Raw genomic sequence first — 23,986 nt, forward strand, 5'->3', positions numbered from 1 at the left:
ACCGGCGGGGCGGGACGGGCATCTAGGACGGGCAAACGCGAGGGACGACCATGGCGCTGCCCATTCGGCAACAGATGACCTATTGGGGCGTGACGCTGGCCGTCCTGCTTGTCCTGATGTGGTATCTGGGGCCGGTTCTGTTGCCGTTTCTGGTGGGAGCGGCGATTGCCTATATCCTCGATCCGCTGGCGGACAGGCTGGAGAAGCTGGGCTTGCCGCGCGTCGTTGCGACGACCGTGATCACGTTGATCGGCCTGACGGTGCTGGTGATCGCCGTCGCCTTCCTGATCCCGATGCTGGTGCAACAGACCAATGCTCTGGTGCGTGTCGCCCCGGATTACTTCGCCGCACTTCGGGCCTGGCTGACCGCACGGTTCCCCGACATGGTTGCCGAAGGCGGCATCATTCAAACGGCGCTGGTTGACATGGGAGAGGCGATACGGTCCCGCGGCGGAGAGCTGGCGCAGCAGGTGTTGGGCTATATCTTCGGTGTCGTGAATGCGGTGGTTTTCATCGTCGTCGTTCCCGTCGTCGCATTCTATTTGCTGCTGGACTGGGACAACATGGTCGCGCGCATTGACGAGATGCTGCCCCGTGAACACGTTGGCCGCATCCGCCGCATCGCCAGCGAAATCGACGCAACGCTGGCCAGTTTCGTACGTGGTCAGCTGACTGTCTGCCTGATTCTGGGCACGTATTATTCAGTCGGCCTGATGCTGGTCGGGCTGCAATTCGGGCTGGTGGTGGGCGCGATTGCCGGGCTGATCACGTTCATTCCCTATGTCGGTGCACTGATCGGCGGCGGCCTTGCCATCGGTCTGGCGCTGTTCCAGTTCTGGGGCGATTGGGCGTCGATCGGGCTGGTGGCGGCGATCTTCGTCTCCGGCCAGTTTCTGGAAGGCAATATCCTGACGCCGAAGCTGGTCGGCAGTTCGGTCGGGCTGCATCCCGTATGGCTGCTGTTCGCCCTTGCGGCCTTTGGCTCGATCTATGGGTTCGTGGGCATGCTGATCGCGGTGCCGGTCGCCGCGGCGCTGGGCGTCGTGGCGCGCCACGGGATCGCCGAATACAAGTCCAGCCTGCTCTATCAGGGCAATCCTCCGGACCCCGAGCCGCAACTCTCCGTGCCCCGTGACGCAGACCGGACGTCAACGGGCGAACAATGACCCAGCTGAGTATCTCGCTGCCACGGTTGGACGCGCGGGGGCGGGATGATTTCATGATCTCGACATCGAATGCGACGGCGCTGGCGCTGCTGGACAGCTGGCCGGACTGGCCGGACCGCAGGCTAGCGTTGATCGGGCCCGAAGGGTGCGGCAAGTCGCATCTGGCGCAGATCTGGGCCGGCGACACCGGCGCGACAACCCTGCCTGCCACCGGACTTCGGGCTGCACAGGCTCCTGATCTGGCGAAAGGACCGCTGGTGATCGAGGATGCAGACCGGGGCGTCGACGAGGAGGCGTTGTTCCATCTGTGGAACGCCTGCGCGCAGACCGGCCATGGCCTGTTGCTGACAGGGCGGACGCCGCCATCGGATTGGCCGGTGAAGCTGCCAGATCTGAAAAGCCGCTTGTCGTCGCTGACGCCCGCGCCCATTGACGACCCGGACGATACCTTGTTGTCGGTGGTGTTGCTCAAGCTGTTCGCGGACCGGCAGTTGCAGGTTAAACCCGCGCTGATCGGCTTTCTGCTGCCCCGGATGGAGCGCAGCTTTGCCGCAGCACGCGCCTTGGTCGACCGTCTGGACGCGCAATCGCTGGAACGCGGCGTGCCTCTGAACCAGGCGCTGGCCCGCGATCTGCTGGACGGCTGAGGCGGGGGCTGCTGGACACCCGACCCAGGCCCGCCTAGCCTGTCGACTTTCCGGTACAAAGCGAAACCAGACGCCCGCCATGACAGCGATTCCCCCAGCCGACTTCCTGAATGCACCGATTCCCGATCCCATCGATCTGGACGAGGCACGCCGGACCACTCCGAAACGGTTTTTCAACCGCGAACGCAGTTGGCTGGCGTTCAACTGGCGTGTGCTGGAGGAGGCCGAGAACCCGCGTGTTCCTCTGCTGGAACGCCTGCGGTTCCTGTCGATTTCGGCGGCGAACCTCGATGAGTTCTATACCGTCCGTGTCGCCGGTCTGCGCGAGTTGGCGCGCGCCGGAAACCGCACACCCGCCGCCGATGGACGCACACCTGCCGAGCAACTGGTGATGATCGACGAGGATGCAGGCCGCCTGCTGGCGCATCAGCAGTTCGTCTGGAAAGCCATCCGCACCGAGATGGAAGGGGAAGGTCTTTCCCTTCTGGCCGCAGCCGACCTGACCGGGGCGGAACGTCGTGACATGGCGAAGCTGTTTCTGAACAACGTATTTCCCATCGTCTCGCCGCTGGCCATCGACCCGGCGCACCCGTTTCCGTTTCTGCCAAACGAAGGTTTCGCACTTGCGGTCGAATTGCAGCGTACCTCCGACGGACGGACGCTGCGCGCGCTGTTGCCGATCCCGACACAGATCAATCGTTTCTTGCGTCTGGAGGGGGCCGGTGCCGCGGACGCCCCCCATGCAATCCGGTTCCTGCCTTTGGAAGAGCTGCTGCTGTTGCAGATCGAACAGATATTTCCGGGCTATTCCCTCAAGGGTCATTGCGCATTTCGTGTGCTGCGCGACAGCGATCTGGAGGTCGAGGAGGAGGCCGAGGATCTGGTGCGGGAATTCGAGACCGCGCTCAAGCGGCGTCGCCGTGGCGATGTGATCCGCCTGAAGATGACGGCCAACGCGCCCGCCGACCTGCGCCGCGAGATCGTCGAGGAAATCGGCATTGACGAAAACGAAGTAATCGACGTCGACGGGCTGATCGGCCTTGCCGCGCTCAAGGAGTTAGTTGTCGACGACCGCAAGGACCTGCTGTGGCCCAGTTTCACGCCGCGCGTTCCCGAACGTGTGCAGGACCACGATGGCGACATGTTCGCGGCGGTCCGGCAGAAGGACATGCTGCTGCACCACCCCTATGAGACCTTTGACATGGTCGTCCGCTTCCTGACGCAGGCGGCCAACGATCCGAATGTCCTGGCCATCAAGCAGACGCTGTATCGCACATCGCGCGACAGCCCTATCGTCGCCGCCCTGTGCGAGGCGGCCGAGCAGGGAAAGACCGTCACCGCGCTGGTCGAGTTGAAGGCCCGCTTCGACGAGGCCGCGAACATCCGGCAATCCCGTCGTCTGGAGCGGGCAGGCGCGCATGTCGTCTATGGGTTCACCCGGATGAAAACACACGCCAAAATCAGCACTGTCGTGCGCCGCGAGGGCGACAGGCTGGTGACCTATACACACTTTGGCACCGGAAATTATCACCCGATGACGGCGCGCATCTATACCGACCTGTCGCTGTTCACCTGCTCTGCGGCACTTGGACGGGATGCGACCAAGGTCTTCAACTACATCTCGGGCTATGCGCCGCCGGATGGACTGGAAAGCCTGTCGATTTCGCCCAGCCAGATGAAAGATCATCTGCTGACCTCGATCGCCGCCGAGGCCGACCATGCGCGTGCCGGACGCCCGGCAGTCATCTGGGCCAAGATGAATTCGGTGATCGAGCCGGATATCATCGACGCGCTTTATGCGGCGTCGCAGGCGGGCGTGCGCATCGATCTGGTCATCCGTGGTATCTGCGGTATCCGTCCTGGTGTTCGCGGTCTGTCGGAAAATATCCGTGTGAAATCTGTCGTCGGGCGCTTTCTGGAACATTCGCGCATCGTCTGTTTCGGCAACGGGCACGGTCTTCCGGCCAAGAAAGCAAGGGTTTACATCAGTTCCGCAGACTGGATGGGCCGTAACCTGAACCGCCGGGTCGAGACGCTGGTCGAATGCGTGAACCCGACGGTCAAGGCGCAGATCGTCAGTCAGATCATGGCCGCGAATCTGGCGGATGTGGCGCAAAGCTGGGTTCTGGGGGCGGAAGGGGCCTGGACGCGTGCGGATCTGTCGACGCTGGTAAACCCGTTCAGCTGTCACCGTTTTTTCATGGAAAATCCGTCCCTGTCGGGGCGCGGATCGGCCGGGGCCAAAGACGTGCCGGAGTTGACCCACTCCAGCGACTAGCTCCGACCCTCAGGGACAGGATTTCCAAAGCATATGGTCCATGCCTGGCAGCCCGCATCCGTCAGAAACATAAGCGGGATTGGGTGACCACAGCTTAGATGTTCTTCTTCTTGAGGTCCTTCGTGGCACGGATGCCCGCACGAACGATGGCAACCATGGTCAGCAGGGTCAGCGCCCAGAAGAACCATGTGATCGGACCGCGGAACAGGATGTCTGGCGAATTGCCCGACATCAGCATCGCCTGACGGAAATTGTTTTCCAGAAGCGGGCCCAGGATGAATGCGATCAGGAACGGTGCCGCCGGAATGTCGTTGCGCAGCATTACAAAACCGACCCAGCCCATCACAAACATCACCCCGACGTCGAAGATGTTATTGTTCACCGCGAACACGCCATAGATGCATAGGACAAGAACGCCGGGAAACAGGACGCCGCGCGGAATGTCGGCCACATACTTGAAGCCACGAATGGCGACGGAGCCGATCATGAGCAGGAAGACCGAGCTGACGATCAGGCCGATGAACAGCCCGTAGATGATATCGACGTTCAGGATGAACATCATCGGGCCGGGTTGCAGGCCATGCACCATGAACGCACCAATGATGATCGCGGTAATCACGTCGCCCGGTATGCCGAGCGCGAGCAGCGGGATCAGGGTGGCCCCTGCAACGCCGTTGTTGCCAGCCTCCGAGGCGGCCACGCCCTCCAGCTCGCCCTTGCCGAAATTTTCCTTCACCGGCGATTTGCGCCGTGCCTCGCTATAGGACAGGAAGGCCGCCGGGGCCGCCCCGATGCCCGGAATCGAGCCGAGGAACACGCCGATGAAGCTGCCTCGCACGATGGATTTGAAGCATCGTCTGTACTCGGCGAAGGTCACGGAATTTTTGCCCAGACTGCGGGTTTTGCCGACATGCGGCTTCGGTTCCCAGACCATCGACAATACTTCGGGGATGGCGAACAGACCGATCAGCACGGCAATGAAATTCAGACCACCCATCAGGTTCGGATCGCCAAAAGTGAAACGGTTGGTGCCGTAGACCAGATCAAGCCCGACGGTGGCCAGAAGCAAGCCCAGCATCGCCGACAGCGCCCCGCGCAACAAGCTGTTGCCCGAAACGCCCGCAATGATCGTCAGCGAGAACAGGATCAGGGTGAAAAATTCCGGCGGTCCGAAGTTGAGTGCGAAGGAGGCCAGCCAGCCCGCGAACAGGATCAGCGCGAGGTTGGAAATCAGATCCGCCGTGCAGGAGGCCCACAGTGCCATGCCCAGCGCCTTGCCTGCCTGACCCTTTTCGGCCATCGGGTAGCCGTCGAGCACCGTGGCACTGGAGGCAGGCGTGCCCGGAGTCTTGATCAGGATGGCCGGGATACTGCCTCCGAAGATGCCGCCCTTGTAGACACCCAGCAGCAGCAGGATGGCGGTGATCGCCTCCATCGAGAAGGTGAATGGCAAGGTCAGCGCGACCGCCATAGTTGCGGACATGCCCGGAATAGCACCCGCAATGGTACCAATCAGAACGCCGAGAAACAGCGCCGCAAAGGCCTCTAGATTGCCGACCAGCGACAGCCCGGCGGCGATATTGTCCAGAAAATTCATGGAAGTCTCACATAATCGCCCTGCGGTATGGCGACGCTGGCGACATGGGCAAAGAAAGCATAGAGCGCCAGTGGCACGAGGACGGCACAGATGAGTGCGGTTTTCGGATGCGAACTGCGGATCAGGGCGGCGGTCGCAACGAAGATCAGCATCGATGTCCAGACCATGCCCAGACGAGGCAGGGCAAACATGGTGATGACCATGATTGCGCCCATGAGCGCCAGTCGCCTGTATCCGCCGGGAATGTCGTTCGGTTCATGTGTCAGGTTTTCCGAAGAATAAAAGCCCGTAACCACGAGGCCCAGTCCGATCAGGACTGTCATCCCGCTTAGAATGTAGGGCCAGAAGACTGGCGATAGCACGATATTGCGCACATTACTGGGTGACGAGACCCATGTCGGAATGACGATCAGAATAATGATTGCGGACACCAGCAGCGCCGCAAGGCCGATCACGGTTTGTCTGTGAATGCTTTGCATATCCCGACCTTCTGCAACAAAATGGCGCGCGGAAGCCTCCGCGCGCCTTGCCGATCCAGGATTAACCTTCGATCCGCATGCCGAGTCTGTCGACCAGCGCCTTGAAGGTGCTGTACTGACCGCGAATGAAATCGTTGGCCTCTTCCGGGCTCATCACGTTGATGATGGATCCGACGGCCTCCATGCGGGACACGAACTCTTCGTCGTTGGCTGCGGCCTGCATCCATTCGCCCCATTTGGCGGCGATGTCATCGGGCAAATCCTTGGGACCTGCGATCCCGGTCCAACCAACCAGCTGTTCCAGCTCGGGCTTGCCCAGATCGGCCGCGGTCGGCGCGTCGAAGCCCACGACAGGTTCTGCCGTGGTGACCATCAACGGTTTCAGCTGGCCGTTGGCCACGAAGCTCGCCAGGGCCGAGGAGTTGGTGCACAGGAACGTTGCGGTCCCCGCCAACACGGCCGTGGCCGCGGCGCCGCCACCATCCATCGGGATATGCGTGACCTGATTGACGGGATCCTCGATGCCGAATGCATCCATGACCATGACGCCACCGAGATGCAGGCCGGAACCTACGCCAGATGACGAAAAGCTGACCCCGCCTTCGCGTGCCTTGGCGACCAGATCGTCCATCGAGTTGATGTCGGAGTCGGCTGCGACGGCACAGGCGAACGGGTTGATTTCATAGACAGTCACATACCGGAAATCATCCAGCGTATAGGGCAGGGTCGCCTTCATCGCGGGGTTTACGGAGTGCGACCCGACACGGGTGAATACCATCGTATAGCCATCGGGCTTGGCATTCATCGCGGCGACCGAACCGGTTGCGCCCCCCGCGCCGGTTACGTTTGCCATGATAAGCGGCTTGCCGACGGCATTGCCGAGGGGTTCCGCGATCGTGCGCGCGGAAATGTCGGTAGCTCCCCCTGCGCCGAACGGGATAATCATGTTGATCGGACGGTCAGGGTATTCCGCCGCGGACGCCACAGTGGCTAGTCCTAGGACGACAGCGCCCAAGGCACTGAATTTCGAAAATTTCATAGTTTCCTCCCAAAAACTTCTGGCTGCTGAACTTCAGCCTCCCTTACCGACAAGTCCAGCGACATGCCGATCCTTGACAAATCCTATTGGTAAGACATTCTTGTATAAAGCGGCAATTGATTACAATTACCGAAAGCTAAACTAACAGTAAGCGTGTCGCACATGTCTATCCGGATGCTCAAGACTTTGATTGCCGTCGAGGAAAACGGCACATTCAGTGCTGCGGGCGACGCAGTGTTTGTCACCCACGCCGCAGTTAGCCAACAGATGAAGGCGTTGGAGCAGGAATGGGGCGTCGCCCTGTTCGATCGCACCCGGCGGACACCTGAATTGACCCCCGTGGGCCGCGCCATTGTCACCCGCGCCCGCGAGATTGTGGCCGCTTACGATAATCTCCTTCCCTCGATACTGGGTGATGACGGCCTGCGCGGTAACCTGTCGCTGGGCAGCGTGCCAACAGGTCTGACGAGTCTGATCCCATTTGCCATCACTTCGATCAAGGCGCGCTTTCCGGATCTGCATATCGGCGTGACACCGGGGCAAACCAAGGAGCTGCTGATTGAACTGGAACGTGGAATGCTGGATGCGGCGGTGATTACCAAGCCGCATGTCGTACCCCGAAATATGCGATGGGCACCAATTAGTATGGAGCCGATGGAACTGCTGACGTCAATCAATGTCAAATCTGACGATCCGTTCGAAATTCTGGCCACACATCCCTACCTCCGCTTCACCCGCAAGGCGCTGCTGAGCGATTTCATCGACAATTGGCTGCAAGTGAAGGGGATCATGGTGAAGGACACGATGGAGCTAGAAAATCTGGAGATCATTCTGAGCATGGTCCATGCCGATCTTGGCGTCTCCATTGTCCCGCATCGAAGCGTGCTGCCACCGAACCCCCTGCCGGTAAGGCATATTCCCTTGGGTGATGACGCGCCAGTGCGCGAACTTGGGCTGATGTCACTGGCCAACACTGTGAAATTGCGGGTCCTTCAAGAAGTAGAAACCGAGCTGTTGAATGCGGTCAAAGTGGGTCGGTTTGATCCATTTCCACAGGCAACGAGCTAGGTCATGACCCTGGAATTCTTTGCGATCCTCGCCTTGGGTGCCGCATCGGGCGGTTTTATGAACGGGCTGGCTGGGTTTGGTACTGCTCTGTTTGCATTGGGCTTTTGGCTGCAGATCATGCCCCCCGCGCAAGCGGTGTCCATCGTGGTGGTCATGTCGGTCATCGCAGGCCTGCAAGGGGTCTGGTTGGTGCGCGCATCGATCATGGATCAGCCACGTCGTCTCATGCGCTTCGTGCTGCCCGCGTTGGTCGGTGTCCCGCTGGGTGTTGCAGCTTTGTCGGTCCTGCAGCCGAATATGTTGAAGCTGATCATCGCCGGATTTCTGATCCTTTACGGCGGGTTCTTCACCCTGCGGTCGTCCCTGCCAAAGCTGGAGCGTCCGACGCCGGTGGTCGACGTCTTGATCGGATTTTCGGGCGGTGTTCTGGGCGGTGCGGCGTCCCTGTCGGGTGCGCTGCCGACGATGTGGTGCGCCATGCGACCCTGGACAAAATCCGAGACGCGGGCGGTGCTGCAACCGTTCAACGTGGTGGTGCTGGGCGTTGCCGCTTTGGTCTTCGCAGTCAAGGGCACATACACTGTGCAGACGCTGACCTATATCGCGATGGCTCTGCCGGTGACAATGATCTTTGCGCAGATTGGCATCACGGTCTTCAAACGACTTACGGATGACCAGTTCCGCCGATTGCTGATCGCGATGATGCTGGTTTCGGGGTTGATCCTGATGGCGCGGGAAATTTTGTGATGACTTGCGTGATCGAACGTGTCGAAGCGGTCAGTTTTCGCGTTCCCGTTAAGGTGCCGGTGGCAACCTCGTTCGGGGTGATGCGGGACCGTCCGGCGGTTTTCGTCAAGCTTACGGCCCAAGACGGCGTGTTCGGGTGGGGAGAGATTTTCGCCAACTGGCCCGCCGCAGCCGCAGAACACCGCGCACAGCTTTTGGTGCAAGACATTTGCGATCTGGTGGTGGGTGCGCGCGTCAACAAGGCGGGGGACTTGTTTGACCGCCTCACCGAACAGACCCATATCCGTGCGTTGCAATCGGGCGAATGGGGACCTTTCCGGCAAGTGATCGCGGGACTGGATATCGCCCTGCATGATATGTTTGCCCGTCGTGACGGCATGTCGGTGGCGCGGTTCCTGAACAAGGACGCCGCAGATGCCGTTCCAACTTATGCCAGCGGCATCGCGATTGGCGCCGCGCCTGAGTTGATTGCACGGGCCCGCGCGGCAGGGCATGAAGCGTTTAAGGTAAAGATCGGCTTTGACGGCAGGCGCGACCTTAACACGCTGCACACGATGGCTGAGACGTTGCACACGGGTAAGCAGTTGATGGCCGATGTCAATCAGGCGTGGTCCGTCAAGGAGGCGTTGTCTTTTGCCGCCCAGATCGACGCGATGGGTCTGGGTTGGCTTGAGGAACCGGTTCGTGCCGACTTGCCGACCGCAGATTGGGCCGAGCTGGCAGCGGGGTTCAAGACTCCGTTGGCGGGTGGCGAAAACATTGCCGGCCATACGGAGTTCGCCGCCGCAATCTCCGCGCGGCATCTGTCGGTGGTTCAGCCCGATATCGTAAAATGGGGCGGCCTGAGCGGCTGCGCGTCCGTCGCCCGCAATGTCCGTGATGCGGGGCTGCGCTATTGCCCGCATTTCCTGGGTGGCGGCATCGGGCTGATTGCCTCGGGTCATCTGCTGGCGGCGGTTGGCGGGGACGGGATGCTTGAAGTCGACGTGAACCCCAACCCCTTGCGCGACGCATTTGATGCGGCAGGGGTGCAGGGCAGCGGATTGTTCGCAATCAGCGAGGCACCGGGGCTAGGCGTCGAACAGCTGCCCGAAGAGTTGGCTCAATACCAGACACTGAGCCTGGAGGCGCGGGTCTAGATCACCTCGTCGCTGCGATCGTCAGTCTCGCCATATCTCTTGAGCGTTGCGGGCCGGGTCCCTTCGTAGACGCGCTCCAGATTTTGAGCGACCTTGGCGTTTTCGCGCTCGAACAGGCAATCGCCGTTCTTGTCGGAGGCGACAATGAAGGGACCCATGTTATTGCATTTGATCACCCACATGGCCTGGGCCAAGCCCAGTTCCTCGTTCCAGTGGACCGCCTCGACCTTCTCCACTCCGCGCCCCAAAAGCGCGCCGGTGCCATAGCCCACTGTCGAGAGGTAGATCGCGCCGTTGGGGACGAAGAAGGCTTTGTAGTCTTTCGACGTCATGCCGCCCTTGCCGATGATCAGCTTGGCACCGGATTTCGCCATCCATTCAGGCAGCCATTTGGCGAAGCGGAACGACGCCGTGGCGGTCACCGCCCCCATCTCGAAGGTGCCGTCAGGGTTGATCCGCGCGGCGGGGGAGCAGTGGAAGTTTGCCGCCGAGTCGCGCGGCAACTCCATCGGAATGTTGGCCTTGTCCTCCAGCGCGCGTTTGTAAACGCCCTCGCGAGCCGTATACATCAGGCCGTCCAGATAGACGATGTCGCCAAGACGCAGATCGTCAAGCGCCTCTTGCGTGGGCGTAGTGCTGAGGCGAATTTTACGCGGGCTCATTGTGCGGCCTCCGATAACAGGATTTCGGCGGTGTCGCGCCCGAACGTCGGGGCGGGCTTAAGCTGGACGGGTGCCCAGGGGGCGCGGAAGCTGAGGCCGGGCACACGGACGGTCTGGTCCAGTTCCGGCACGGGAAGATCGTGCCAGCACGGAGAGTTCTTCATTTGCGGTTGCGCCAAAGCCGCGCCAAGATCGAGGACGGGACCGGCGGGCACATCTGCCTCAGCCAGCAAAGTGTCCCAGTGGGCGACGGGCATGGTGGCAAAAACGCGCGTCAGCGTATCCGCTACGGTCTGAGCGTCGGCTTGCGCCAATTCCGGCCGCCCAAGTGCACGGCACAGTCTGTCCGTTTGCGCGACCGTGTTGGCGGTGACGACCAATTGCCCCTCGGCGCAATCAAACTGGCCGGAGAAAGGCGAGTCCGAGAACGCGCGATTGCCGTCCAGCCCGCGCAGCGCCCCGGTGGTCTGGTGGTTGACCGCATATGCGCCCATCAGGTTGGTCATCGCGTCGAGCATGGAGACGTGAAGCTCTTGCGGTACCGACGGCTGTTTTGCGCGTTGCAAAAGGGCCGCGAGAATGGCCGCAACAAGGGATTGGCCTGCGACGTAATCCACGATCGGGATGCCAACCCGCAGCGGACCGCTTTCGGGACTGCCGGTCATGGCCATCAACCCGCTGACGCCCTGCAAGATATGATCATAAGCGGGGCGGGAGGCGAGGGGGCCGTCCGGGCCGTAGCCCGACAGGCTTGCATAGATCAGATCGGACTTGCGCGTCGTGGTGGCGTCGAAGCCCAGACCGAGACGCTCTGCCACGCCGGGACGGAAATTCTGCACCAGCACGTCCGCCTGCGCGACCAGTGATAGCGCGGCATTCAGGCCCTCCGTGGTCTTCAGATCCAGCACCACGGATTTTTTCCCTGAATTCTGGCTGAGGAAGGATGCGCCAAGCCCTGCGTCGCGCATCGCCTTCGTGCCACCATGCCCGCGCACGAAATCGTCGCCACCGGGGCGTTCGACGCGGATCACTTCGGCCCCCATCAACGCCAGTTGACCAGTGGCATACGGCCCCGCCAGAACATGGGTAAGGTCGAGGATTCTTATGTCTGCAAGCGGTCCGCTCATTCCGCGGCATCCAATGCAGGGGCGTCCCATTCGACCGTTTCGCGGCGTTGGTAGGCGGTGAACCAGTCGGGGTCGGTGCGGTATTCCACTCGTCCGTCCGCATGGACCCGCGCGACCGCGCGGCGCGATGACAGACAGAAGGCGTGGACGGACATCTGCATGCCGCCCGTGTGGCAATAGCCGACCTCGATGTTGCAATCGACCACCATCGACTTGCCGACGAAACCCATTGCGCCCATGCCGATGGAGTTGCCGAGTTCCTTGAACTCCCGCTCCAGCTCTGCGATTTTCGGATCGGAATTCTCGCTGCCCACCGTGCGCAGGCATGCGGCGCGCTTGCCCAGGACCATGCAGGTGTCCTTGCAGCCGCCAAGCCCGATACCGATGATGGCAGGCTGGCAGGCAAGCCCACGCTTGCCGAATGCGATAAGGCTGTCGAGGTAGAACCGCTTGATGCCTTCGATCCCGTCCGACGGGAAAAGCATCCGGTAGTCCGTGCCGAACAACCCGCCCTTGTGGACGGTGATCAGGTCAATCCACTCACCGCCCGGCTCGTAGCCATATTCAATCTCGGGTGCGCCAATGCCCACATTGTTGTTGTGATCCGTGCGCCAGAGCGGATGCACGCGGTTCGGACGCAGGGGCACTCCGTTGGTGGCGTTTGCGGTGGCCCGGCGCAGGGCGGCTTCCAACGCAATCGGGCCGCCTTCGATCTGAGTTTCGTTGCCCATTTTCACGTACCAGCGCGGGGTGCCGGTATCGCCGCACATCGCGCGGCGGTCTTCCTTGGCGGCCTCGTAATTTTCCAGCATCGCCTGCAACACGAAGGACGAAAGATCGCCGTCCTCGACCTCTGCTGCGGCCTGCAACCCATCGAGGTAATCCTGAGGGATTTCGATGGCGGCCTTGTCCATCAAGGTCTCGGCGGTTTTCTGGATGATGTCGATCGGGATCATTCTGCGGCCTCCACCAGTGATATGGGTTCGCCTTCCGGCAAGATGGTTTCGCCGGGGCGAACGATTGTAAACTTCACGTCCTCGCGACTGACGCCGAGTTCCGCGCCAGTCTGCCTTGCAAAGGTAAAATAGCTGCTCTCCATCGATCCGCTCTCGGGGAAATCTTCGCGGAAATGCGCCCCGCGGGAGTTTTCGCGGGCAAGACCCGCCTCGGTTATGACTTCGGAAATTTCGCACAGCGACGCCATGTTCAGCCAGTCGTGCCATGTCAGGTTGAAGGCAAGGTTGTCGCCAGAGATGCCGGTCTCCATAAGTTCGGCCTGAATGTCGGCGATACGGGCCTGACCGCGCCGCATGCCGATTTCGGTGCGCATGACACCGACATCTTCCCACATCGCTTCCTGTAGCTTGTCGCGGAGCGGCTGGATCGGGGCGATCCTGTTCGACAGAGGACGCAATGCGCGGGCGACTTCGGCCTCCAGCACGGCTTCGTCAGGGTCGCGCAAGGCGCCCATGCTGCGAATGTCCGTCCCCATCACATCGCCCGCCACGCCGCCGTAAACGGTCGAGTTCGCCACCCCGTTGCCGCCCAAGCGATTGGAGCCATGCGCCCCGCCCGCATCTTCGCCCGCCACGTACAGGCCTTCCATCGCGGTGCGGGTGTCCGGATCCACGATGACCCCGCCCATGAAGTAGTGTGCGGTCGGCACGACCTCGACCTTACCTGCGGCCAGGTCGAAACCGCTGTCGGCACAGCGTTTGACCATACCGGGGAATTTGGCGCGGACATTGTCAGGGCCAAGGTGAGACATGGAGATGTAAACGCCGCCGTTCGCGGTCGTGTTGGACTTGCGCATTTCCGCATAGATACCACGGCTGACCACATCGCGGGTCGCGCGTTCGCCTTTGGCGTCGTAGTCGAACATGAAACGGTTCTCGGCCCCGTTCAGCAACCGCCCACCCGCGCCACGCAGTCCTTCCTCCAGCACAGTGCCGGTCATCTTGGTATGGTCACCCGCCAGCAATCCGGTCGGATGGAACTGGACCATTTCCATGTCGCGCAGCGGCAGGCCCGCCCGCAAAGCCATGGCCAGACCGTCCATCGTCTTGTCACCACTGGGGGTGTGATATTTATACATGGTCGGCCCGCCGCCGGTGCCCATCATCACGGTCTTGGCGCGCACGAAACGGAATTTTCCGGTGCGCATGTCAATCATCAGAACACCTGCAAGCGCGCTGCCGTCCTTGGTCGGGATCAGGCCGATGGCGCGGTGTTCCTGCAATTTCTCGACAGGGCGGGCGAGGACCTGTTCCATCAGCCGGTTGATGATCTCGATGCCGGTCAGGTCGCCTTTGTGGACGGTGCGGTCTGCCGTCTGACCCGCGAAGGCCTTCTGGTGCAGGGAGCCGTCGGGATTGCGGTCGAAGAAGCAGCCGATTTCGTTTTCCAGCTCGCGAATGCGCACAACGGCCTGTTCGCAAAGTTTCCAGGCCATGTCCTGATCGGGCAGCCATTTGCCGCCCTGGATCGTATCCATGAAATGCCGCTCGACCGTATCGCCGCCACCTAGGGCCACGTTGTAGCCGCCCTGAACCATTCGGGTGCAGCCGCATTTGCCGATCAGACCTTTGACGGCGATCGTGATCTTCGTTCCAGCCGGTGCGCTCTGTTGCGCATGAAGGGCGGCGAACATCCCTGCACCGCCAGTGCCGAGGATCAGGATATCGGTGTCATGCCTATCGATCTGCATCAGATTGCTCTCAGAAAGAAGACGCCTGCCACCAGCGTCGAGGCGGCAACCGCGCTTGCAGCCGCAGTTTTCTGGCCCGATGTCCAAGGCAGCCATTCCAGCGCCATAAGGCGCAATCCGCCGAACATGTGGACGGACAGCAGGAAGACGAGGCCGAATTCCGAGAATTTCACGATGCCCAGATCGGTCCAGAGCAGGAGTCCATCCAGCGTTTCGGGCGCGGTCAACGCATAGGACAACACCCAGAAATGCAGCGGCAGGAACAGGGCCAGCGCCACGCCCGAGATACGGTGGAGCAGAAATGCCACCCAAAGCGTGTGGGTCCGGTATCCGCGTATCATGTGGCCGTGACCCCGTAGACAGCCTGCATCCCGAGGATCAGGAGCAGGGCGAGGACGGCCCAGGCGGCAGCGTTCAAGGCCGTTCCACGCAGGCCCGCCCATTCAGACAGCACTGTGCGCAGGCCGATCGCTGCATGGATCGAAACCGCGACGACGAATGTGCCGTAAAACAGGAACCACAGGACGCTGCCCTGGGTTCGGCCAAGGATTTCCTCAGCCGATAGCCCGCCCTGGATCGCGTAGATCATCACCGCGATGTGCATCAGCACCAGCGGGGCCATGATCAGTGCGGAAATGCGCTGCACCATGTAGAGCCTGAATGTCATCTTGCGCGTCTCCTGAAGAAATTGCGGGCGGTTTCGCGCTTCAGCCCCGCAATGGCGTTCATCGGGTTCAATTCGTTCGGACAATGCACCGCGCAACTGCCCTGACTGTGACAATTGTGGCAGCCGCCCACGCCGGACACCGCATCGAGGATGGCCTGTTTGCCCGCGTCCTTGCTGTCGTTATAGACGCTCCACGCCCTTTGTAGCGCGGCCGGACCGAGGTAGTCGGGATTACCGGCGACCGTATCACAGGCGGCATAACAGACGGAGCAGTTGATGCATTCGATGCCCGCATTGACCTCGACACGTCCTGCGCTGGCCGGGTCAATCGCCTCGATCGGATCGTGGCGGGTTTGGGTCGGGTGGTGCAGGCCTTCAGCGGCGACCCATTTGTCGAAAAACGGGTCCATGTCGGTGGCCAGGTCCTTGATCACCGGCAGATTGCGCAAGGGTGCGATTTCCATGTGGCCGTCGACCAACACCTTCTTGACATGCGTGCGGCAGGTCCAGCGCGGGGTGCCGTTCACCATCATCGCACAAGAACCGCACATGCCCACGCGGCAAGCGTAGCGATAGCTCAGCGTCGGGTCTGCGTGTTGCTGAATCCAGGCAACTACATCGAGGACGGTCTGGTTCTCTTCCATCTTCACATCAAAGGATTGAAAAGACCCGGCAGCCGCACCGCGCCAGACAGAAACAGACATCTGGTGCTTATCCGCCAAACTGCAGCTCCTTCGGATGGAAAGTCAGTGGACAATGGATATAGGTGAAGTTTTTTCTAACACAAAGGAATAAATTCTTACCCATTGTGTAATTAATAATTACAATTATGCGGTCTTCCCAAAGACCGCCCCACCGCTATTGTCGGGCTTGGAACAAGGGGGAAACGGGATGTTCACGCTCTATTATGCCAAGGGCACAGCGGCTTTGCCGGTTCACATAGCTCTTGAAGAATCCGGTGCAGAGTATGAGTTGCGGCTGCTGGATTTCACAGCGAAAGACCATCTTCAGCCGGACTATCTGAATGTTAATCCAAAGGGGCGCGTGCCCGCCTTGGTCATGGACGATGGCATCCTGACCGAGGCACCTGCATTGCTGGCCTATATCGGTCAGACCTATTCTGCTGCGAATCTGATCCCGTCGACGCCGTTCGGGTTTGCACAGGCGCAGGAGTTCAACCTGTATATCGCTGCGACCGTTCATGTCGCCCATGCGCACAAGATGCGCGGCGCACGCTGGTCGGACGACACGGCGTCCCACGATGCCATGCGGATGAAAGTCGCGGAGAATATGACCGGCTGTGCGGAGTTTATTGAGAACCGTTACCTTAAAGGACCTTGGGTCCTGGGCGAGCAATACTCAGTCTGCGACCCGTATCTGTTCTTGGTGACGCGGTGGCTGAAAGGGGATGGCGTGGATGAAAGTGCCTTCCCGAATATTCTGGCGCACCGTGCACGAATGGAAGCGCGTCCTGCTGTGCAGGCCGTCCTGAAATTCCATGAGTGATCCACTTCGCGACGGTTTGAACGCGCGCTTTTCCGATGCGCCCGACGTGCCGGAATCTTTGTGTGGCAATATGGTTTTGCAAGGGATCGCAGGGCGCGGCTCATGCAGGGCGTTTCGTCCGGACCCGGTGCCTGTGGAGGTCATGGAAGTGTTAAGTGCGGTGGCCCTGTCGTCGCCGTCCAAAAGCGACCTGCAACAGCGTGACGTCGTGATTGTCGATGATCCCGATCTCAGAGCGCAACTGCTGGAGCTTGTATCTGCCCAAGCCTGGATTGCAGGCGTGCCAAGTCTGGTGGTTTTCTGCGCAAATAACCGCCGTCAGCGGCAACTGCACGATATGCAGGGGTTAGGGTTCGCAAACGACCACCTGGACGCATTTTTCAACGCCAGCCTGGACGCAGGCATCGCCCTGGCAAGTTTTGTTATCGCAGCGGAAGTGGCGGGCCTGGGCTGTTGCCCCATCAGCACGATCCGCAATCACGCGCAGGCGGTAAGCGACCTGCTGGGGCTACCGGATCATGTCTTTCCCGTCGCCGCGCTTGCGTTGGGTTATCCAGCCAAAGTTCCGCAGATCAGCCCCAGACTTCCGCTTCGTGCGACCGTGCATCTGGACCGCTTCCGCGAGACATCAGACTCCGATGTGGCGGAATATGACGCGCATCGCGCGCAGGTACAGCCATACAAGACGCAGCGAAGCCCAGAGCGTTTCGGGACCAGCGACACTTATACATGGTCGATGGACAAAGCGCGTCAATACAGCCTGCCGGAGCGGGTCGACTTCGCTCGATTCATAAAAGCCAAGGGCTTCAAGCTTGACTAATGCGCAGTCCCGCTGGGGGCGGGCAGGCCTTCGATCAGGACGTTGACGCAAGCAGGCTTGCCGCTTTGCACCGCGCGATCCAGCGCAGCATCCAGGTCGGCCAGGTCGGTTACAAACTCTCCGTGCGCGCCCAGGCCTTTCGCCGCCTCGTCATATCGGGCACCGCTCAATTCGCAGCCGATCAGGCGGTCTGGGCCGTAATCGCGCAGCTGGATCTGATGCTCGGCATTCCAGCGTTCGTCATTTCCGATGACTACGATATAGGGCTTTCCAACACGGGCGGCGGTCTCGAACTCGGCAAAGTGGAAGCCGACGGTGCCGTCGCCCATCAAAGCGAAAACTGTGGCATCCGGCATCGCGCATTTAGCTCCGAGGCCATAGCAGAGTCCGCCGCCAATCGCACCGGATATGCCGTTGATCACTCTGTGATCGGCATGCGTGGCGGCCTGCGCCCACTGGCCGAACTCGCCACCGTCGCAGATGACAATCGAGCGTTCAGCCTTGCCGATCTGGCGTTGAACCGCAGCGCACAGCTGGGCGGGGGTGATTTTGCCCGACGGCACGTTGTTTTCTGCACTGAAGCCGCGGGCGGCGACAAGATTTGCGACCTCTCGGCGCCAAGCGTCGTGGCCACCTTGGCCAGATCCAGCCAAAACGTCGATGCTGTCGCGAGGATCGGCCGCAAAACATGCATTCAGGCGGGTACCAAGATTGCGGTGGGCGCGATCACGCTCAGTCGCGTCCGCCTGGATCACCATCCATTTGCAGGCGGGGTCAACACCGTTGTTTCCGCCGAAGCCAAGCGTGAAGTCGATGCGTTTTCCCAATACGACGATCAGGTCGGCCTGGCCCAACGCTTTTGCGACATTCCCCAAAGCCGGATCTTTCAGCCCGCGCGGGCTTTCCATGGCGATCGTGGGCGCGCCCAAAGCGCTTTCCAGCGCGGCCAGTTGGCCGGGATTGCGGGTCTCGCTCATGGCGGGGCCACACAGGATCAGCGGGCGCTGAGATTTGGCAACAGCCTGCGCGATGGCGCGCGCGTCAGATGCGGACAAGGGCATCGGTTCCCTGATTGGCGCGGGAGGAACCACGCCGCCCGATACATCGGCTTCGACCAGATCGAAGGGCAGGGCCATGTGCACGGGCCCGGACCGGCCCGACATGGCGGTGCGCAGGGCACGGACAGTGTCGATGCCAAAATCCGTCGCGCGCTTGGGTCGGAAAGACAACTTGGTCACAGGGGCCGTCATCGGAACCTGATCCAGCTCCTGAAACGCGCCCCAGCCGTCTTGACCGATCGGCGAGTCGCCGGTGAGCAGCAGGACAGGTGTTTCCGATTCCGAGCAGGTGAAAAGCGGGCCCAGAGCGTTCGCCGCCCCCGCTCCGGCTGTCACCATGGCCACGCCGACCGTCCCTGTCAGTTGGGCATATGCCTCCGCCATGAAGACGGCGGCGGCCTCGTGGCGTGTATGAATGATCTCGATCCCGGCATCGAAGCAGGCATCATAGATCGGCATAATCTGATTGCCCGACAGCGAAAATATACGAGTGACGCCCGCTCTCGACAGCGTTTGAACCAGAAGGTCTGCGCCTCTCATGATGTCCGTTCCTTGATTGAGACGCTTGGGATCATCCGTGCGTATCCGCTCGCTGACCTCCAGCGTTTGTCCGGGTAATGGCCGAATGCATGCAGGAATGACCAGGTCAGGCGGTCTGTCATCCTAACCTGCCCGTCGTGAAGGTTCGCCATGACCTGTTGCTTGTCAAGCGGCCATTCCAAAGAGGTATTCCACGTAACAGATACGATCAGCGGCACTGTTTTTCCTGAGATGGTTCTGCATGCCGACAGGTTTCGGCGAAGCATGACCATTATCCTACGCAGGATATGAGATCGAAACATCTACCTCACGTTGACGAAAGATGTGTTCACGGCGGCATGACGCATCAACGTGTAATTGTGGTTCGGTGCGCCGGAAACTGGCCGGGCCATTACGCGTGGCACACCGATGCAAGCGAGCCTCCAGTCTTACAGGTGCAAGCAGCAACCCTTTACGTTACGTCGCCCGCAGCCACAGTCCAGTTCCAGCTGCGAGCCGATGCGTCAAGGGCTAGACAACCTTGACCGTCAGGTCGGCCAGGCCTTCAATTGTGACAACCATCGTGTCGCCCCGCGCAACGGGTCCCACGCCAGAGGGAGTACCCGACATGATGACATCGCCAGGGGCCAGTTCGAAATTCTCGGACAGATAAGAAATCATCTCCGGCACCTTCCAGATCATCTGATTCATGTCACCGGTCTGCCGGACCTCGCCATTGACCAACAATTCGATTTTGCCGCTGTCCAGATGCCCGGTATCTGCAACAGGCTGCAACGGCCCAACTGGTGCGGAATGCTCAAAGGCTTTGCCGATTTCCCAGGGGCGCCCCATCTTCTTGGCCAGTCCCTGAAGATCGCGTTGCGTCATATCGAGTGCCGGCGCGTAGCCCCACACGTGATCAAGCGCATCTTCAACCGTGATGTTCGTGCCGCCGGACTTCAATGCGACGAGCAGCTCGACCTCATGATGTACGTCGCTGCTTTGCGCGGGATAAGGGAAGATGCCCGTAGCGTCCAAGTTGTTTGGGTTCTTCTGAAAGAAAAAAGGCGGGTCACGATCGGGATCATGCCCCATTTCGATGGCGTGGGCCGCGTAATTTCGACCAATGCAATAGACGCGACGAACAGGAAAAGCCCCGCCCCGAACAACGGGGATGGAGGCAATCGGAGGCGGTGTAATAACAAATTCAGTCACTTATGTTCTCCCTGGTCAAAGCGATCATGCCACTGATAGTCGGGGAGCGTGGGCAGATCAATCCCAACCAATATAATATGTGTTGATTTAAGCGCACCAAGAGGTAATGGTTTGTGCAGGTGAAGCGGAATCATTCGTGAATTGGTCAACCAGCAGGGGGATACGTGCTCAACGCCAGCAAACTCGTAAAACGCGATCCATCGCTCGAGCTTTTGCGAACTTTCATTGCAGATGGTGGGTATGCGTCGGGCGATCGCCTGCCAGCGGAACGCGAGTTGACCGAGCGTCTTGCCCTGACCCGAACAGAACTGCGCAAGGCACTGGACACGCTTGAACGTGAAGGCGCAGTTTGGCGGCACGTAGGGAAGGGGACTTTTCTTGCCGAGGAAGATGCGGCGGCCGCTTCATCGGATGAAATTGTCGACCTGGGTCGTAAGTTAACTCCATTCCGGATGATGCGATCCCGATTGGTAATCGAACCTGCGATTGCGCGAGAGGCGGCGATCAATGCATCGGGTGATGACCTGCGATTGATGGAAAGAGCGATGAATCGCACTCGGGACGCCACCACCTGGGCCGAATACGAAGAGCAGGACGATCTGCTGCACCACCATGTTGCAACCGCCAGTGATAACCTGCTTCTCGTTGCGCTGTTTGAAAAGTTGAATCTGGTGCGGAGAGCCGTTTCCTGGGGAAGCGTTGTGCGCTCAAGTGTACGGCCATCGCCAACCCACACAAGCTTTGCAGAGCACGATGCAATCGTGGCAGCGATCGCCGCCCGGGATGCTGATGCCGCACATGATGCAATGCGGACCCACTTGCGTTCGGTTTCGGACCGTCTTTTCAAGGACGCATAGCAACTAAATACAGATCGAGGACAAGCTTCAAACGGCGCCACCCCGGCAAGAATAATCAAGATTAGAGTTCACTGGGAGGAGAACCATGAAACATTTTGTCAAGAAATTCGCGCAAACTGCGCTGGCTGTTCCGTTGGCTGTTGCCATGACGTTTACAGCAGCACAGGCCGAGCCAATCAAGATTGCACTTGCTGAAACACCGTCGGATGAATTGGCCGCTTTCTTCGTCGCCCTGGAAAGGGCCAAGGCAAATAGCCTCGAATATGAATGGACCGCGTTTTCAGATGAAGAGCTGGCTATCCAGGCAATCCTGAGCGGCCAGATGGATATCGGCTTCGGCACGCCATATTCGGCAATGCAGCGCAGCCGGGCACCGCTCCGTATCATCTTTCAGCTTTCTAAGCTGAAATTCTTCCCTGTCGCCGTCGAAGAATACACCGAACTCAACCAGCTTGATGGTCAGCCGATTATGCTGCATTCGCGTGGCGGCGGCACTGACTCCATCGCCAATGTCATTGAAAGCCGGATGGATATGAAGTTTGGAGAGCGGTCTTACGTACCAGGATCTTCCAATCGGGTTGTGGCAATGCTTGCCGGTCAAGCGCAGGCTACGATCCTTGATCTGTCAAACAAGAACAAGATCATCGCAGAGGCTGGCGACCGTTTTAACGTGTTGCCCATGTTCGATGTCGATGCCAGCGATGAGGCGCTGTTTGCTAATCTCGACTGGATTCAGGAAAACAGCGAGCAGGTGAATATTCTTGTCGCAGCCTTGGCCAGCGTTTGGCAGGATATGGCAGAGGATCCGACGATAATCAGCCGCGAAACCAATCCCGATGGCCCTATCGGTCAGCTTCCTGGCGAGATATTGGCCACGCTTGACGACTTTTACACCGAAGCGGTGGAAGGTGGTTTGTATGACCCCAATGGTGGCGGTCGTACCGCGGCAATGGCCGACCTCGAATGGTATTCAGCGTCCGGGCAGTTGGACGGCGATCCTGCCGAAATGAATATCGAGGATTTCTGGTATCTTGCTCCATTGGATGCCGTAGCGAAGTAACCTGACCGCTGTCACTGGCATTTCAATTTGTCGGTGACAGCTCCTTACTCGCCTTTGCAGTCCTCCGAGGTGTCATGAAACATCGATCGCTCCTTTTGAAAGTCCTCTCCGCGCTCTTGGTTTTCGGTGCATGGGAAATTGCGGGCCGTATCCCCGTCAGCTATGCCTTTCCTACGTTCATTGAATCTATGACCGCATTGGCCCGCATGACATTCGATGGCAGCATATTCGTGGCTTACGCCGAAACGCTGAAGCCCTTGATTACAGGTGTTGCAATATCGACCGTTCTTGGCATCGGCTTTGGTCTTTGGATCGGCTTGAGTACACGGTTCGAATGGCTCTTTTCTCCTATATTCATTGTGATGCAGGCTGCCCCACTTGCGGCCTTGATCCCGCTATTGGTCATGGTCTACGGTATTGGGCTGACGTCAAAGGTATTTGTTGTCTGCATCATGTCCATGCCGGTAATCGTGCTGAGCACCAGCAGTGCCGTGCGAAATACACCAGCGTCGATGAAAGAAATGGCAAAGTCGTTTCTAGCAAAGGATCGACATATTCTGCTGAAGATCATTATTCCCGCAGCCAGTCCGGTGATTTTTTCTGGTCTTCGCCTGGGTGTGTCTGCCGGATTCATCGGTGCAATCCTCGCCGAGTTGAAAATCACCCCGACCGGTGTCGGTGACATCATATCCTACAGTCGCTCTATCGCCGATTATCCCAGCATGTATGCGGCCATCTTTTCTATTATTCTACTCGCTGTCCTGTTTCTGAATCTGCTGGAAAAAACAGAAAATATTCTCTTCAAAGGAAATGATCGTGGTTATGTCTCAGACTGAGAGTGCCTTCGCCGACGCGCAATCGCTGGAACAGGACATCGCCGTTTCAGTGCAGGGAGTATCCAAAAACTATGGCGCAGTCGAAGCGCTCAAAAATATGTCACTCGATTTTCCACGCGGGCAACTGACCTCTCTCCTCGGACCATCCGGCTGTGGGAAAACCACACTCCTGAAGATCATTGCTGGCCTGCTAAAGTCTGATACCGGAAAGATTATCGTCAATGGCAAACCGGTAACCGGTCCAGGCCCAAACCGTGCCTTTGTCTTTCAGGATTTCGCATTGCTGCCCTGGGCCAGTGTCATGCGCAATGTGGCATTCGGGTTGGAATTGCGTGGCGTAGCGAAATCGGAACGTGAGGACAAGGCGGCCAAGTATATCAACGACGTTGGACTCGCAGGGTTTGAAGGAGCGTATCCTCACGAGCTTTCGGGAGGTATGCGTCAACGTGTCGGCCTTGCTCGCGCCCTTTCGGTTGATGCAAATGTGTTACTGCTGGACGAGCCGTTTTCAGCCGTTGATGAACAGACCCGGCGCAAGTTCCAGGAAGATTTGCTGGCACTTGTTGCGAATGAGAACAAAACATTCATTTTTGTCACCCACTCTATCGAAGAAGCGGTCTACTGTTCCGACCAAATCGCCTTGCTATTACCGCGGCCAAGCCGCGTTCACGAGATTATACGTCCAAATATCAATCGTGCCATAGGGGTCGAAAGTATTCGTCGGGCCCCTGAATACCTTGATATCGTGGATCAGATATGGGCGTCACTGCGCGCTTATGTGGAATAGGGGGC

24 protein-coding genes are annotated in these 23,986 nt (G+C 59.6%); 12 read left to right on the forward strand and 12 right to left on the reverse strand.

Annotated elements, in window-relative coordinates; genetic code table 11:
* Positions 1–50 precede the first annotated feature (50 nt).
* The 3 genes from BMY38_RS15560 to BMY38_RS15570 all read left to right on the forward strand — a co-directional run bounded on the left by BMY38_RS15560 (position 51) and on the right by BMY38_RS15570 (position 4,091).
* A complete protein-coding gene (locus BMY38_RS15560; RefSeq protein WP_092764558.1) occupies positions 51–1,166 on the forward strand; it encodes an AI-2E family transporter in 1,116 nt (371 codons plus the stop codon).
* The gene (locus BMY38_RS15565; protein WP_092764560.1) at positions 1,163–1,813 is read left to right on the forward strand and encodes a P-loop NTPase family protein; all 651 of its coding nucleotides are present in this window, start codon (positions 1,163–1,165) and stop codon (positions 1,811–1,813) included. Before BMY38_RS15560 ends, BMY38_RS15565 begins: the two co-directional genes overlap by 4 nt.
* Positions 1,814–1,901: 88 nt before the next feature.
* Complete coding sequence (locus BMY38_RS15570) at positions 1,902–4,091, forward strand: RNA degradosome polyphosphate kinase (protein WP_092764749.1); 2,190 nt, start codon at positions 1,902–1,904, stop codon at positions 4,089–4,091.
* Positions 4,092–4,185: 94 nt separating this feature from the next.
* Here the strand turns inward: BMY38_RS15570 and BMY38_RS15575 are convergent, their stop codons facing one another.
* The 3 genes from BMY38_RS15575 to BMY38_RS15585 all read right to left on the reverse strand — a co-directional run bounded on the left by BMY38_RS15575 (position 4,186) and on the right by BMY38_RS15585 (position 7,206).
* A complete protein-coding gene (locus BMY38_RS15575; RefSeq protein WP_092764562.1) occupies positions 4,186–5,688 on the reverse strand; it encodes a tripartite tricarboxylate transporter permease in 1,503 nt (500 codons plus the stop codon).
* Positions 5,685–6,167 (reverse strand): tripartite tricarboxylate transporter TctB family protein, encoded by a 483-nt coding sequence (locus tag BMY38_RS15580; RefSeq protein ID WP_092764564.1) that lies wholly within the window; start codon positions 6,165–6,167, stop codon positions 5,685–5,687. Before BMY38_RS15580 ends, BMY38_RS15575 begins: the two co-directional genes overlap by 4 nt.
* A gap of 61 nt (positions 6,168–6,228) precedes the next feature.
* Complete coding sequence (locus tag BMY38_RS15585; RefSeq protein ID WP_092764566.1) at positions 6,229–7,206, reverse strand: Bug family tripartite tricarboxylate transporter substrate binding protein; 978 nt, start codon at positions 7,204–7,206, stop codon at positions 6,229–6,231.
* Positions 7,207–7,368: 162 nt separating this feature from the next.
* Between BMY38_RS15585 and BMY38_RS15590 the strand changes: the two genes are divergently transcribed.
* Genes BMY38_RS15590 through BMY38_RS15600 form a run of 3 tightly spaced genes read left to right on the forward strand, consistent with a single transcriptional unit; the run spans position 7,369 to position 10,160 of the window.
* Complete coding sequence (locus BMY38_RS15590; protein WP_092764568.1) at positions 7,369–8,274, forward strand: LysR family transcriptional regulator; 906 nt, start codon at positions 7,369–7,371, stop codon at positions 8,272–8,274.
* A 3-nt stretch (positions 8,275–8,277) separates the two neighbouring features.
* Entirely contained in the window at positions 8,278–9,021 is a 744-nt protein-coding gene (locus BMY38_RS15595; RefSeq protein WP_092764570.1) for a sulfite exporter TauE/SafE family protein, read from the forward strand.
* Complete coding sequence (locus BMY38_RS15600) at positions 9,021–10,160, forward strand: mandelate racemase/muconate lactonizing enzyme family protein (protein WP_092764572.1); 1,140 nt, start codon at positions 9,021–9,023, stop codon at positions 10,158–10,160. The genes BMY38_RS15595 and BMY38_RS15600 overlap by 1 nt, the downstream gene beginning before the upstream one ends.
* On the opposite strand, the gene BMY38_RS15605 is transcribed toward BMY38_RS15600, so the two are convergent.
* Genes BMY38_RS15605 through BMY38_RS15635 form a run of 7 tightly spaced genes read right to left on the reverse strand, consistent with a single transcriptional unit; the run spans position 10,157 to position 16,027 of the window.
* Positions 10,157–10,822 carry a fumarate hydratase C-terminal domain-containing protein gene (locus tag BMY38_RS15605; protein WP_092764574.1) on the reverse strand — a complete coding sequence of 222 codons (666 nt, stop codon included), beginning with the start codon at positions 10,820–10,822 and terminating at the stop codon, positions 10,157–10,159. The two genes, BMY38_RS15600 and BMY38_RS15605, sit on opposite strands and share 4 nt — an antisense overlap.
* Positions 10,819–11,949: a CaiB/BaiF CoA transferase family protein gene (locus tag BMY38_RS15610; RefSeq protein ID WP_175495916.1), complete on the reverse strand. Its 1,131-nt coding sequence runs from the start codon at positions 11,947–11,949 to the stop codon at positions 10,819–10,821. The genes BMY38_RS15605 and BMY38_RS15610 overlap by 4 nt, the downstream gene beginning before the upstream one ends.
* Positions 11,946–12,905: a fumarate hydratase gene (locus tag BMY38_RS15615; RefSeq protein WP_092764578.1), complete on the reverse strand. Its 960-nt coding sequence runs from the start codon at positions 12,903–12,905 to the stop codon at positions 11,946–11,948. Before BMY38_RS15615 ends, BMY38_RS15610 begins: the two co-directional genes overlap by 4 nt.
* On the reverse strand, positions 12,902–14,656 hold the full coding sequence (locus tag BMY38_RS15620) for an L-aspartate oxidase (RefSeq protein ID WP_092764579.1): 1,755 nt from the start codon (positions 14,654–14,656) through the stop codon (positions 12,902–12,904). Before BMY38_RS15620 ends, BMY38_RS15615 begins: the two co-directional genes overlap by 4 nt.
* Positions 14,656–14,997: a succinate dehydrogenase, cytochrome b556 subunit gene (sdhC, locus tag BMY38_RS15625; protein ID WP_092764581.1), complete on the reverse strand. Its 342-nt coding sequence runs from the start codon at positions 14,995–14,997 to the stop codon at positions 14,656–14,658. Before sdhC ends, BMY38_RS15620 begins: the two co-directional genes overlap by 1 nt.
* The gene (locus BMY38_RS15630; RefSeq protein ID WP_092764583.1) at positions 14,994–15,323 is read right to left on the reverse strand and encodes a succinate dehydrogenase; all 330 of its coding nucleotides are present in this window, start codon (positions 15,321–15,323) and stop codon (positions 14,994–14,996) included. Before BMY38_RS15630 ends, sdhC begins: the two co-directional genes overlap by 4 nt.
* The gene (locus tag BMY38_RS15635; RefSeq protein WP_092764585.1) at positions 15,320–16,027 is read right to left on the reverse strand and encodes a succinate dehydrogenase/fumarate reductase iron-sulfur subunit; all 708 of its coding nucleotides are present in this window, start codon (positions 16,025–16,027) and stop codon (positions 15,320–15,322) included. The genes BMY38_RS15630 and BMY38_RS15635 overlap by 4 nt, the downstream gene beginning before the upstream one ends.
* Positions 16,028–16,214: 187 nt before the next feature.
* On the opposite strand from BMY38_RS15635, the gene BMY38_RS15640 reads away from it, so the two are divergent.
* Positions 16,215–16,829: a glutathione S-transferase family protein gene (locus BMY38_RS15640; RefSeq protein ID WP_092764587.1), complete on the forward strand. Its 615-nt coding sequence runs from the start codon at positions 16,215–16,217 to the stop codon at positions 16,827–16,829.
* On the forward strand, positions 16,822–17,649 hold the full coding sequence (locus tag BMY38_RS15645) for a nitroreductase family protein (RefSeq protein ID WP_092764589.1): 828 nt from the start codon (positions 16,822–16,824) through the stop codon (positions 17,647–17,649). The genes BMY38_RS15640 and BMY38_RS15645 overlap by 8 nt, the downstream gene beginning before the upstream one ends.
* On the opposite strand, the gene BMY38_RS15650 is transcribed toward BMY38_RS15645, so the two are convergent.
* Positions 17,646–19,247, reverse strand: coding sequence for a thiamine pyrophosphate-binding protein (locus tag BMY38_RS15650; protein WP_092764591.1), 1,602 nt, complete (start codon positions 19,245–19,247; stop codon positions 17,646–17,648). The genes BMY38_RS15645 and BMY38_RS15650 overlap by 4 nt on opposite strands.
* Before the next feature lie 510 nt (positions 19,248–19,757).
* On the reverse strand, positions 19,758–20,441 hold the full coding sequence (locus BMY38_RS15655; RefSeq protein ID WP_092764594.1) for a fumarylacetoacetate hydrolase family protein: 684 nt from the start codon (positions 20,439–20,441) through the stop codon (positions 19,758–19,760).
* Positions 20,442–20,605: 164 nt separating this feature from the next.
* On the opposite strand from BMY38_RS15655, the gene BMY38_RS15660 reads away from it, so the two are divergent.
* The 4 genes from BMY38_RS15660 (at position 20,606) to BMY38_RS15675 (ending at position 23,981) form a co-directional block, all read left to right on the forward strand.
* Positions 20,606–21,298 (forward strand): FadR/GntR family transcriptional regulator, encoded by a 693-nt coding sequence (locus tag BMY38_RS15660; protein WP_092764596.1) that lies wholly within the window; start codon positions 20,606–20,608, stop codon positions 21,296–21,298.
* A gap of 85 nt (positions 21,299–21,383) precedes the next feature.
* Positions 21,384–22,358, forward strand: a complete 975-nt coding sequence (locus BMY38_RS15665) for an ABC transporter substrate-binding protein (protein ID WP_175495917.1) — start codon at positions 21,384–21,386, stop codon at positions 22,356–22,358.
* A 74-nt stretch (positions 22,359–22,432) separates the two neighbouring features.
* The gene (locus BMY38_RS15670) at positions 22,433–23,194 is read left to right on the forward strand and encodes an ABC transporter permease (RefSeq protein ID WP_092764598.1); all 762 of its coding nucleotides are present in this window, start codon (positions 22,433–22,435) and stop codon (positions 23,192–23,194) included.
* Entirely contained in the window at positions 23,181–23,981 is an 801-nt protein-coding gene (locus BMY38_RS15675) for an ABC transporter ATP-binding protein (RefSeq protein ID WP_092764600.1), read from the forward strand. Before BMY38_RS15670 ends, BMY38_RS15675 begins: the two co-directional genes overlap by 14 nt.
* The last annotated feature ends 5 nt before the right edge of the window (positions 23,982–23,986 follow it).

The organism is Jannaschia helgolandensis (assembly GCF_900109285.1).
Taxonomy (GTDB): Bacteria; Pseudomonadota; Alphaproteobacteria; order Rhodobacterales; family Rhodobacteraceae; genus Jannaschia; species Jannaschia helgolandensis.